This window comes from Pseudomonas sp. SED1 (genome assembly GCF_034044025.1).
In the GTDB taxonomy this organism is placed as follows: Bacteria; Pseudomonadota; Gammaproteobacteria; order Pseudomonadales; family Pseudomonadaceae; genus Aquipseudomonas.
On sequence record NZ_JAXCIS010000221.1, the window covers coordinates 1 to 8,306 of the forward strand.

5 protein-coding genes are annotated in these 8,306 nt (G+C 61.1%); 3 read left to right on the plus strand and 2 right to left on the minus strand.

What is annotated here, in order from left to right; all coding sequences use genetic code 11:
* Window positions 1-356 precede the first annotated feature (356 nt).
* Window positions 357-1,520 carry a type III PLP-dependent enzyme gene (locus tag SNL23_RS27655; protein ID WP_076016503.1) on the plus strand — a complete coding sequence of 388 codons (1,164 nt, stop codon included), beginning with the start codon at window positions 357-359 and terminating at the stop codon, window positions 1,518-1,520.
* A 66-nt stretch (window positions 1,521-1,586) separates the two neighbouring features.
* Here SNL23_RS27655 and SNL23_RS27660 read toward each other — a convergent pair whose 3' ends face one another.
* Both SNL23_RS27660 and SNL23_RS27665 read right to left on the minus strand, forming a co-directional pair.
* Window positions 1,587-2,387 (minus strand): tetratricopeptide repeat protein, encoded by an 801-nt coding sequence (locus tag SNL23_RS27660; protein WP_318304297.1) that lies wholly within the window; start codon window positions 2,385-2,387, stop codon window positions 1,587-1,589.
* A 2-nt stretch (window positions 2,388-2,389) separates the two neighbouring features.
* Window positions 2,390-3,070, minus strand: coding sequence for a Fe2+-dependent dioxygenase (locus SNL23_RS27665; RefSeq protein WP_076016499.1), 681 nt, complete (start codon window positions 3,068-3,070; stop codon window positions 2,390-2,392).
* Between the two features lie 219 nt (window positions 3,071-3,289).
* Here SNL23_RS27665 and SNL23_RS27670 point away from each other — a divergent pair, with 219 nt between their 5' ends.
* Together SNL23_RS27670 and SNL23_RS27675 are read left to right on the plus strand one after the other, a co-directional pair.
* Window positions 3,290-5,581 (plus strand): TonB-dependent receptor, encoded by a 2,292-nt coding sequence (locus SNL23_RS27670; RefSeq protein ID WP_318304298.1) that lies wholly within the window; start codon window positions 3,290-3,292, stop codon window positions 5,579-5,581.
* Window positions 5,582-5,714: 133 nt separating this feature from the next.
* Window positions 5,715-8,240 (plus strand): sulfite reductase flavoprotein subunit alpha, encoded by a 2,526-nt coding sequence (locus SNL23_RS27675; RefSeq protein WP_318304300.1) that lies wholly within the window; start codon window positions 5,715-5,717, stop codon window positions 8,238-8,240.
* Window positions 8,241-8,306: the final 66 nt, after the last annotated feature.

Here is an 8,306-nt window from a genome sequence, read left to right on the forward strand (position 1 = left end):
TTCACTGTGCCTGAATCACCTCAAATTGCCCCTCCCGGGGAACATCAATCCGTCATACCGGTCGGTTACATAAGTAGCTGCACACGGCCTCACGACGAACGCGTGCAAAAACGCGACATTTTTAGTTGATCTATAGCCCCTCACGTCCTAAAGTTCGCGCCGAACGTCCATGCTGGAAACGATCCATCCGGCTCAAGTACTGACGACGAGACAGCAAGGCCAAGGGAAGCGGTTGATCCCATGGCCTTTTTGCTTTCGGCGACATGCCTTGGGAAGTAGGCGAACCAAAGTGGGGATACGGAGGACGTTCATTTGCACCCATTGATCAATTTAGTTTGCCCTTAGGAGTTCCCAGCATGTCGATTAACGTCGAAGACTATTTCGCACGCGCCACTTTTGACAAAATGAAGGCGTTTGCCGACAAGCAAGAAACCCCGTTCGTGGTGATCGACACCGCAATGATCAGCCAGGCCTACGATGACCTGCGCGCCGGTTTCGAATTCGCCAAGGTGTACTACGCCGTCAAGGCCAACCCGGCCGTCGAGATCATCGACCTGCTCAAAGACAAAGGTTCGAGCTTCGACATCGCGTCGATCTACGAGCTGGACAAGGTCATGGACCGCGGCGTCAGCGCCGACCGTATCAGCTACGGCAACACCATCAAGAAATCCAAGGACATCCGCTACTTCTACGAGAAAGGCGTGCGCCTGTTCTCCACCGATTCCGAAGCCGACCTGCGCAACATCGCCAAGGCCGCCCCGGGTTCGAAAGTGTATGTACGTATCCTCACTGAAGGCTCGACCACGGCCGACTGGCCGCTGTCGCGCAAATTCGGCTGCCAGACCGACATGGCCATGGACCTGCTGATCCTCGCCCGCGACCTGGGCCTGGTGCCTTACGGCATCTCCTTCCACGTCGGCTCGCAACAGCGTGACATCAGCGTGTGGGACGCGGCGATCGCCAAGGTCAAAGTGATCTTCGAGCGCCTGAAGGAAGAAGACGGCATCCACCTCAAGCTGATCAACATGGGCGGCGGCTTCCCGGCCAACTACATCACCCGCACCAACAGCCTGGAAACCTACGCAGAAGAAATCATCCGCTTCCTCAAGGAAGATTTCGGTGACGACCTGCCGGAAATCATCCTGGAGCCGGGCCGTTCGTTGATCGCCAACGCCGGCATCCTGGTCAGCGAAGTGGTACTGGTTGCGCGTAAATCCCGCACCGCCGTCGAGCGTTGGGTATACACCGACGTGGGCAAATTCTCCGGCCTGATCGAAACCATGGACGAAGCCATCAAGTTCCCGATCTGGACCGAGAAGAAAGGCGAGATGGAAGAAGTGGTCATCGCGGGCCCCACCTGCGACAGCGCCGACATCATGTACGAGAACTACAAGTACGGCCTGCCGCTGAACCTGGCGATTGGTGACCGGATGTACTGGTTGTCTACCGGTGCGTACACCACCAGCTACAGCGCTGTTGAGTTCAATGGCTTCCCGCCGTTGAAATCGTTCTACCTGTAAACGCACGCCCTGATCGTTCCCACGCTCTGCGTGGGAACGCATCCGTTGACGCTCTGCGTCACGCCCTTAGAGCGGACGCAGAGCGTCCAGGCCGGTATTTCCACGCAGAGCGTGGGAACGATCAAGTTCAATCGCATGCTCTTGATAAGTCTCGGCCATCGCCCGTATCTGCGGGTCATTGGCGGCAGACAACGCCTTGTGCGCCACCCGCAAGAACTTCAAATTCCCGCCCGCCAGTGCCTTGCGTAACCATTCCAGCGCCGTTTCTATCTCGCCCCGGTCCGCCAACACCGCCGCATAACTGAACTGCCCGCGAAAATCCCCGCCTTCTGCTGACCGGCGATACCACGCCACCGCCGCCTCCACATCCCTCGGGCAGTACTGCCCTTCTTCCAGATAACGCCCCAGCAGGTTCATCGACTTCGCATGACCCAGTTCCGCCGCCTGTCGATAACACGCCAGCGCCTGGGTTTGGTCTTCGGCAACCCCGCGCCCGGTCGCCAGCAGGTTGGCGTAGTTGTACAACCCCCAATCCAGACCCGCCTCGGCCGCCAGACGATATTCCCGCGCTGCCGCCACGGCATCCGCCCCACATCCCCAACCATGCTCCAGGCAACGCCCGAGCATATTGCGCGCCATTAAATGCCCGCCTTGGGCGGCGATCCGGAACCAGCGCACCGCCAGTGCTTCATCGCGCTCGATGCCGCGCCCTTCCAGCAGGATTTGCCCGAGCAGCGCCTGGGCATCCACAACGCCCTCTTTCGCGGCGATCAAAATCGCCTGGGCGGCGCGCACCGGGGAATCGTCGAGCATGGACTGCAGTTGCTCAACGTTGAGGACTTCTTCACGGCGCAATAAAAAGCCCACGGTCAGACCTCAACCCAGCGGCGCAGCAGGTTGTGATAGGTCCCGGTGAGCTGGATCAGCGCCGGGTGGTCGGGCACGTCCCGACTCAGTTGCTGGATCGCACCGTCCATCTCGAACAGCAGCGTGCGCTGGCTGTCTTCGCGCACCAGGCTTTGGGTCCAGAAAAACGAGGCGTAGCGCGCGCCACGGGTCACGGCGTTGACTTTGTGCAGGCTGGAGCCGGGGTACAGCACCATGTCGCCCGCCGGCAGCTTGACCCGCTGCAGGCCGAAGGTGTCCTGGATTTCCAGCTCGCCGCCGTCGTAGTCGTCGGGGTCGCTGAAAAATACCGTGGAGGAAAGGTCAGTGCGCACGCGCTCGTGGCTGCCCTTGGACTGGCGCACGGCATTGTCGATATGAAAGTTGAAACTGCCACCGGCGGTGTAACAGTTGAGCAACGGAGGGAAGACCTTGTGCGGTAACGCCGCTGACATGAACAGCGGATTTTTCCACAGCCGATCAAGGATCGCCGCGCCGATTTCCTGCGCCAGTGGGTGGCCTTCCGGCAGTTGCAGGTTGTGTTTGGCCTTGGCCGATTGATGCCCGGCAGTGATTTTGCCGTCGGCCCACTCGGTGTGCGTCAGGGCTTCGCGGATGCGCAGCACTTCCTCGCGAGAGAACAGGCCGGGAACGTGCAGCAACATGGGGGCGTTACCTGAAAACAGTGAGGCACCAATGGTAGTGATTCTTATTGACTGTGTACAACCCTACTGCCGCGCAATAGACGAACGAGAATGTAAAAACCGTAAGCAAAAAGTGTAAAGAACGTAAATTCAGTGCGAATAGTAATGTATCGCAATTGATATAAAGTCTTGTTCTCCCTATATTCCGCGGCCTCACCTCCTTGGGGAAAGGACACTTTCATGCCGCGCACTTCGATAAAAACACCTGCCAGTTCACCGCGTTTGCTGGCCTCGGCCATCGGCGTTGCCATCAGCGCAAGCTCTGCCGCCCAACTGGCGCAAGCGGCTGAAAACACCGAGCAGAAAGGCGAGCGCAACAGCATTTCCCTGGGAGCCACCAGCATCACCGGCCAGGAACAGGACAGCACGTCCTACCAGGTCGAGAAAGCCTCTTCGCAAAAGTACACCGCACCGCTGGTAGACACCCCGCGCTCGGTCACCGTTGTGCCGCAGCAAGTCCTCAAGGACACCGCCGCCACCTCGTTGCAGGATGCCTTGCGCACCGTGCCGGGGATTACCTTCGGCGCCGGTGAAGGCGGCAACCCACAGGGCGACCGTCCGTTCATTCGCGGCTTTGACGCCCAGGGCGACACTTACCTCGACGGCGTGCGCGACACCGGCGGCCAGAGCCGCGAGATCTTCGACATCGAGTCCATCGAAGTCAGCAAAGGTCCCAATTCGTCCTTCGGCGGCCGCGGCTCGGCGGGCGGCAGCCTCAACCTGGTGAGCAAGACGCCACAGGCGCGGGACTTCACCAATGGCGGTTTCACCTATGGCTCCGACCAGACCCGCCGCTACGTGCTCGACGTCAACCGTCAGTTCCTCGACAGCGCGGCGTTCCGCCTGAACCTGATGAGCCACGAACAGAACGTCGCCGGGCGTGACGCCGTCAACTACGACCGTTGGGGCGTGGCCCCATCGCTGACCTTTGGCCTGGGCACCCCGACCCGCGTCAACCTCAGCTACTACCACATGGAAAGCAACGACCTGCCGGATTCGGGGATTCCGTATGGCTACAGCTCGCCGACCGCCACCGCCCACGTGCATGACAAACCCACCGATGGCGGTGACAGCAATAACTTCTACGGCCTGAAGAGCCGCGACTTCCGCAAGACCCGCGCCGACATAAGCACGGTCTCCATCGAGCACGACCTGAACGACAACATGACGCTGAAAAACACCCTGCGCCATGGCAACACCGGGCAGGACTACATCCTCACGCAACCGGACGACAGCAAGCGTAATGTCAGCCAGTTCGGCACCGTATGGCGCCGCGCCAACGCACGCGTGTCCACCACCGAAACCACCACCAACCAGACGGACCTGTTTGGCAGCTTCCAAGCCATGGGCTTCAAGCACTCTTACTCCACTGGCCTGGAATTTACCGGTGAAGAAACCCGTGTCAGCGGCTACAACTTCGGCAACTCCAACAACGCGCAAGTGTGCAACCCCGGCACCGCGCCCAGCTGTACGTCGTTGAGCAACCCGAACCCGGGCGATCCGTGGACCAGCAGCATCGCGCGCAACTACAACGGTACCAACACCAAAGCCACCAGCCGCGCGGCCTATGTGTTCGACACCATTGAGCTGGACCCGCAATGGCTGCTGAACGTCGGCCTGCGCTACGACACCTTCGACACCGTGGCCAACACCAACGCGGTGCCGACCGCTACCGTCCCGGCCCGCAGCAAAATCAAGAACGACAGCCAGTTCTTCAACTGGCAGGCCGGCCTGGTCTGGAAGCCGGTGGAGAACGGCAGCATCTACGCGTCCTACGCCACTTCGGCATCGCCAGCCGGCGGCCTGGTGGGCGAAGGTGCCGATGGCAACCCGCTGTCTGCCGGCGCCGCTGCCAGCGACCTGAAACCCGAAGAAACCGTCAACTACGAGCTGGGCACCAAGTGGGACATATTCCACGACCGCCTGTCCCTGACCGCCGCGGTGTTCCGCACCGAGAAGAAAAACACACGCATCCTGGTGGACGCGCTGACCTATGAAAACGGCGGCGAATCCCGCGTCGACGGTCTGGAGTTGTCCGCCAGCGGTAAGCTCACTGATCAATGGCAAGTGTTCGCTGGCTACAGCTACCTGAAAAGCGAACTGGTGGACCCAGGCTTGAACGGCCGTAACGGCGTCGTCAGTGCCGGCTCCAACAAAGGCAACCAGATGCCCAACACGCCGAAGAACACCTTCAGCCTGTGGACCACCTATGACGTGACACCAAAGCTGACCATCGGTGGCGGCGCGTTCTATGTCGACGAAGTCTATGGCGACGCGGGCAACACCGTTTACGTGCCGTCCTATACCCGCTACGACGCCATGGCCAGCTACAAGCTGACCAAGAACGTCGACCTGCAGTTGAACGTGCAAAACCTCACCGACAAGACGTATTACGACAAGGCGTTCGCGGCACACTTCGCCAACCAGGCAGCGGGCCGCACGGCGATGCTGACCACCAGTTTCCATTTCTAAACCGATACAAATCACCGCAAAAACCCCACGCATCGGATGCGTGGGGTTTTTGCGTGTAAAAAAGAATGTTTCTCGACAACTCGCGGCATAATGCGCGCCGTGAAACACCTAACCGATGACGAGGCCGTACGACGTGTTGAAGAAAACCCTGTTCCAGTTGCATTGGTTCTTCGGCATTACCGCCGGGCTGGTGTTGGCCTTGATGGGGATCACCGGCGCGACAGTGTCGTTCCAGGATGAAATCATCGAGTTGCTGAACCCGACGGTGCTGACGGTGGAAAAACGTCCGGCCGGCGTGCTGCCGCCCGCTGAGCTGGTGCGACTGCTGGAGGCCCGTGAAGGCAAAGTGGTGTCGATGCTCACGGTGCAACCCGACAGCACCGACGCCGCCAAGGTCTGGTTCACCCCGCCGCCCGGTGAACGTCGTGGCCAGATGCGCTACTTCGACCCGTACACCGGCGACTACTTGGGCGACGCCGTCGGCCAGGAGTTCTTCGGCTTCGTGCTGCAACTGCACCGTTTCCTCGCCATCGGCGACACCGGCCGGCAAATCACCGGCGCCTGTACGCTGATCCTGGTTATCTTCTGCCTCTCGGGCCTGTACCTGCGCTGGCCGCGCCAAGCGGCCAGTTGGCGCGCATGGCTGACCCTCGACTGGCGCAAAAAGGGCCGCAGTTTCAACTGGGACCTGCACTCGGTGTTCGGCACCTGGTGCCTGCTGTTCTATCTATTGGCGGCGCTGACCGGGCTGTTCTGGTCCTACGAGTGGTACAGCAATGGCCTGACCAAAATGCTGTCCGACGCCCCACAAAACGAACGCGTACGCAAACGCGGCCCGGCGCCGGAAGGCCCAGCGCCCGTGGCCAATTACGACGCCATCTGGAGCAGCATCTACAGCAACGCCGGCCCCGGTTTGAGCGGCTATAACATCCGGATGCCAGCGGTCGCCGGGCAACCCGCCACTGTCTACTACTTGCTGAAGACCTCGCCTCACGACCGCGCACTGAACCAGATCAACCTCGACCCGGCCACCGGCGAGGTCAAATCCCACGACACCTACGCCGGCAAAAGCTTCAAGGCTCAGATCCTGACCAGCATTTATGCACTGCACACCGGCAGTTATTTCGGCCTGCCCGGCCGCATCATCCTGACCCTCACCGCGCTGCTCATGCCGCTGTTCTTTATCACGGGCTGGCTGCTGTACCTGGACCGCCGCCGCAAAAAGCGCCAGGTGCGCGATGCGCGTAAAGGCCTGACCGATAACCACAGCGATGCCCCTGCCTGGCTGATCGGCTTTGCCAGCCAGAGCGGTTTTGCCGAGCAACTGGCCTGGCAGACCGCCGGCCAATTGCAGGCCGCCGGTTTGCCGGTGAAGGTGCAATCGTTGGGCAGCGTCAGCGAAGAAGATTTGCGCCAGTCGAGCAATGCATTGTTTGTGGTCAGCACCTTCGGCGACGGCGAAGCGCCGGACAGCGCCCGGGGGTTCGAACGCAGCGTGCTCGGCCAGGACCTCTCTCTCAAGGGCTTGAACTACTCCGTGCTGGCCTTGGGTGATCGCCAGTACCAACACTTCTGTGGCTTCGCCCGGCGCCTGCATTTCTGGCTGACCCACCAGGGCGGCAACCCGCTGTTCGCCCCGGTGGAAGTCGACAGCGGCGACACCGATGCGTTGCTGCACTGGCAACAACAACTCGGCCAACTGACCGGCCATGCACCCGCGGCGGCATGGGCCACCGCGACCTATGAAAACTGGACCGTGAAGCACCGTACCTTGCTCAATCCGGACAGCAGCGGCTCCGGCGTCTATCTGCTCGGGCTCACCCCGCCAGCCCCACGGGATTGGCTGGCCGGTGACCTGGTAGAAGTGCTGCCGCGTAATTGCCCATGGGCCATCGAACACTTCCTCGACGGCCTGGGACTGGCGGGCAGCGAAGGTGTGGTGATCGACGGCCTGGCATTCACCCTCGACCGCGCGTTGACCAGCCGCCAGCTACCGGACAATCGCGGGCATCTGGTCGGCCTGCATGCCCAGGCGCTGGTCAATGCACTGGTGCCGTTGAGCATGCGCGAATACTCCATCGCGTCGATCGCCGGCGACGGCGTGCTGGAACTGATCGTGCGCCAGGAACGTCACCCCGATGGCAGCGTGGGCGTGGGTTCCGGCTGGTTGACCGAACATGCACCGCTGGGCTCGACCATCAGCCTGCGACTGCGGCGTAACAGTGGTTTCCACCTGCCGAGCGAGCCGGTGCCGATGATTCTGCTGGGCAACGGCACCGGCCTTGCCGGGTTGCGCAGCTTGCTCAAGGCGCGGATTGCCGACGGTCAGCAGCGCAACTGGCTGCTGTTTGGCGAACGCAATATCGCCCACGACTACCACTGCCAGGACGAGCTGCAAGGCTGGCTGGCCAGCGGTGACCTGGCGTTGCTGGACCTGGCGTTTTCCCGCGACCAGGCGGAAAAAATCTACGTTCAGGATCGCCTGCGTGAGTCGGCGGATGTGCTGCGTAAATGGATCGCGGATGGCGCGGCGATTTACGTCTGCGGCAGTTTGCAGGGCATGGCGGCAGGCGTGGATCAGGTGCTGCACGAGGTGCTGGGCAGTGAGGCGGTTGAGCGGTTGATCGAGCAGGGCCGTTATCGTCGGGATGTTTACTGACCCCCTGAAAATACACCGATCAAAATGTGGGAGCGGGCTTGCTCGCGAAGGCAGTGGATCAGTCGA

What these genes read in the sequence shown, in the direction of transcription:
- SNL23_RS27670 (WP_318304298.1), top strand. Translation starts at nt 3,290, where the DNA reads ATGCCGCGCACTTCGATAAAAACACCTGCCAGTTCACCGCGTTTGCTG.
- SNL23_RS27665 (WP_076016499.1), bottom strand. Translation starts at nt 3,070, where the DNA reads ATGTTGCTGCACGTTCCCGGCCTGTTCTCTCGCGAGGAAGTGCTGCGC.
- SNL23_RS27655 (WP_076016503.1), top strand. Translation starts at nt 357, where the DNA reads ATGTCGATTAACGTCGAAGACTATTTCGCACGCGCCACTTTTGACAAA.